The sequence below is a fragment of the Protofrankia coriariae genome (assembly GCF_001017755.1).
GTDB lineage: Bacteria > Actinomycetota > Actinomycetes > Frankiales > Frankiaceae > Protofrankia > Protofrankia coriariae.
In genome coordinates this window covers 79,955-83,081 of record NZ_JWIO01000018.1, presented here as the reverse complement: position 1 = coordinate 83,081, position 3,127 = coordinate 79,955, and the positions used below count along the sequence as shown (strand labels likewise).

The window sequence follows — 3,127 nt, the reverse complement described above, 5'->3', positions numbered from 1 at the left end:
CGGCCCGCCAGCTCGACCCGGTGCTGGCCAAGCTCGACCCGGTGCTGGAGCGCACCCTGCCGGTAGCGACCGACCTGCGGATCCTCCTGCAGGACGCCCGGCCGCTGGTCGACCGGCTGGTGCCCACCGCGCAGAACGCCAACGGGGTCCTGACCGACGTGCGCGGCCCGGTGCTGGAGCGGCTCAACGGCCCGGTCACCCAGGCTGTGCTCTCCCCCTGGCACGGCACCGGAATCTACGACGGTGGCGGTAACGATCATCTCCTGTACCAGGAGCTCGCCTACCTGTTCACGCATGGTGATGAGGTGTTCAAGTTCCATGACAGCAACGGCGCGGCGGGCCGGCTGATGGCCGGAGTCGGGGTCAACTCCCTCGGTGGGACCGCGACAATACTGCCGCTGGAGAAGTACCTGGAGTCCCTCGGTCTGCAACAGCCCGCGGGCCCGCAGGAGGGCACCCGGCAGGGTGCGCCGGGTCTGATCCCGCCGCCGGGGGCGGGGCCTGACGCGGGCGCGCTAGGCCAGCTGGTGACCTCGCTGGACCTTCCGCTGGTGTCGAGGAGTTTCCAATGAGTGCATCCCTGCGTCGTCGCTGGGAGCGGATCCGGACGGTACCCGGGCTGGGCCGTGACATGACCGCGTTGGCGGTCCTCGTCGTGCTCGGCCTGGTGGCCGCCGTGATCATCCAGTCCCAGCTGTCCTCGACGCCGCCGTGGGCGAACCGGTCGATCGTCAAGGCCGAGTTCGCCTCGGTGCCCGGCGTGAACCCGACGAGTTCCAACCAGGTCACGATCGCGGGCGTGAAGGTCGGGAAGATCGCTGACTGGTCGGTCAGCGACCATGCGACGGCCATCCTCACGCTGGAGATCGAGCCCGGGCATCCCGTGTACGACAACGCCCGTGCGGTGGTGCGCCCGAAGAACGCGCTCAACGAGATGTCGGTGGAGATCAACCCCGGGGGGCCGCCCGGCCGGGTGCTGCCGTCCGGCGGGCTCATCCCGCTGAAGCAGACGTCCCGGCCGATACAGGCCGACGAGGTCCTCAGCCATCTTGACGACCGCACCCAGCTGGCCCTCACCGACCTCCTCGTCGAGTCCGACGTCGCGTTGGCACGGTCCGAGAAGGAGCTGCCCCCTGGCCTGGCGGCGACGGACGGCACGGTCACCCAGCTGCAGCCGGTGGTCGAGGCGCTGCAGACCCGCCGGGAGAAGATCAGCCAGCTCGTGACCGCGCTGTCGCAGATCTCCACCGCGGTCGGCGGCAACGACCAGCGGGTCGCCCAGCTCGCGACGGCGACCCAGCAGACGCTGGAGACACTGGCGGGCAACGACGGGCAGCTGCGCGACAGCCTCGCGCAGCTGCCCGGCCTGACCGACCAGCTCCGCAGGACGTTGACCAGCACCCAGGCGCTGACCGAACAGCTCGACCCGACGCTGGACAACCTCCACAGCGCCTCCGGCGAACTGCCGAAGACGCTGGAGCGGCTGGAAAGCACCGTCGACGAGCTGGGGAACACCGTCGACGCGGCGAAGCCGGTGGTCAGCAAGGCCCGGCCGGTGGTCGCCGACCTGCGTCCGATGGCCGACGACATCGACAACTCTCTGATCAACCTTCGGCCGATCAGTCGTAACCTCGACCGCGACACCCAGACGGTGGTGTCCTACCTCACCGACATCCAGGCGTTCGTGTACAACACCTCGTCGGTGTTCGGCGCGGGAGACGCGCAGGGCAGCATCATCCGCGGGCACCTGGTCGTGCCGCTGCCCGCCGCCGGAGTACTGCCGAAGCAGCCGCCGAACGGCTACTTCCCCGGACCGGAGAACGGCCTGCCCATCAACCCGCAGCAGGGAGGCCAGAGCCGATGAGAGCACTGACCGGGACGGTGGGCCGGCTGGTCATCGTCCTGCTGTTCCTCGCCGCGAGCCTCGGGATCCTGACCTTCCTGCTCAGGGGCACCGGGACGCAGATCCCGCTGATCGACCGTGATGAGTACACCTCCTCCGCGGTGTTGACGGACGTCGACAACCTGGTGAAGGCGGGCCGGGTGCAGATCGCGGGCGTGCAGGTCGGCGAGGTCCGCGAGGTCACCCGGCAGTCGAACGGGCTGCGGGTCGAGTTCTCGCTGGACAAGAAGGTCGCCCCGCTGCACGAGGGGGTGAGCGTGCGTCTCGGCGAACGCTCCCTCGTCGGCGAGGGCTACCTGGACATCACCGATGGCAACGGCCGCGCGCTGCCCTCCGGCAGCACCATCCCCATCGACGCGGTGAAGCCCAGCGTGCAGCTGCGCGACGTGCTCGCCAGCCTGGACACGGACACCCGCGCGGAACTGGGCACCCTGGTGCGGTCGTTGGGCCAGGGCACCGAGGGCCGTCAGCAGGACGTCTCCGCGACCCTCGACGGGCTGGGCGATCTCGGCCGGGAGGGGCACACCGCCCTGGACGCCATCGCGGCCCAGTCCGAGGACCTCAAGGCACTGGCACAGCAGACCGCCGTCGTGCTACGGGCCCTCGACACCGGGCAGGGGCAGATCGCAGCCCTGGTGGACAACGCCAACCGGCTGACCCAGGCCACCGCCGGCCAGCGGCAGGCCGTCGAGGACGTGCTGAAGCAGACACCCGGCGTGCTCGACAGCGCCAAGGCCGCGTCGGGCACCCTGACGAAGCTCTCCGGGGCGCTGGCACCGGTCGCGGCCGACCTGAAGACGGCCTCCCCGCTGCTGAGCAATGCACTGCAGCAACTGCCCGACACCTCGGCGGACCTGCACGGGCTGCTGCCCCCGCTGTCGGGCGCGCTGGACCTGGCACCCGCCACGCTCGACCGCGTGCCCACCCTGGGCACCGATGTCCGCGGCGCCATCCCGCCGGTACAGACACTCCTGCGGGACGTCAACCCGATGCTGTCGTACATCAAGCCCTACGGGCCCGAGCTGGCGGCCTACTTCGCCAACTTCAACGCGGTCCTGCAGTACACCGACGAGTCCGGGGCCCACTACCTGCGGCTGGTCCCGCTGGTCAGTGACCAGTCCGTTCAGACACCCATCCCGTACCACATCCTGACCTACACCAACCCGTTCCCGGCACCAGGCACGGGCGCGAAGCCCGGGCCGTTCACCGGGCCGTACCCGCGGG

The 3,127-nt window shown here is 70.3% G+C and carries 3 protein-coding genes (2 of these 3 cut by a window edge); all 3 read left to right on the top strand.

All coding sequences use genetic code 11. The features are described 5' to 3' along the window. Tightly spaced (each overlapping or abutting the next), the 3 genes in view from FrCorBMG51_RS13185 to FrCorBMG51_RS34765 form a layout consistent with a single transcriptional unit that may run on beyond the window. Positions 1 to 572: the final stretch of an MlaD family protein gene (locus tag FrCorBMG51_RS13185; RefSeq protein ID WP_047223363.1), read on the top strand. Its footprint begins 919 nt before the window's first position; only the last 572 of its 1,491 coding nucleotides appear in the window; the start codon falls outside the window, past its left edge; its stop codon occupies positions 570 to 572. Next, positions 569 to 1,864: an MlaD family protein gene (locus FrCorBMG51_RS13180; protein WP_047223362.1), complete on the top strand. Its 1,296-nt coding sequence runs from the start codon at positions 569 to 571 to the stop codon at positions 1,862 to 1,864. The genes FrCorBMG51_RS13185 and FrCorBMG51_RS13180 overlap by 4 nt, the downstream gene beginning before the upstream one ends. After that, a protein-coding gene (locus tag FrCorBMG51_RS34765) for an MlaD family protein (protein WP_235433548.1) crosses the window boundary here: on the top strand, positions 1,861 to 3,127 show its 5' portion. Its footprint extends 389 nt past the window's final position; the window shows 1,267 of its 1,656 coding nt (coding positions 1-1,267); it begins with the start codon at positions 1,861 to 1,863; its stop codon lies beyond the right edge, outside the window. The genes FrCorBMG51_RS13180 and FrCorBMG51_RS34765 overlap by 4 nt, the downstream gene beginning before the upstream one ends.

What these genes read in the sequence shown, in the direction of transcription:
- FrCorBMG51_RS13180 (WP_047223362.1), top strand. Translation starts at nt 569, where the DNA reads ATGAGTGCATCCCTGCGTCGTCGCTGGGAGCGGATCCGGACGGTACCC.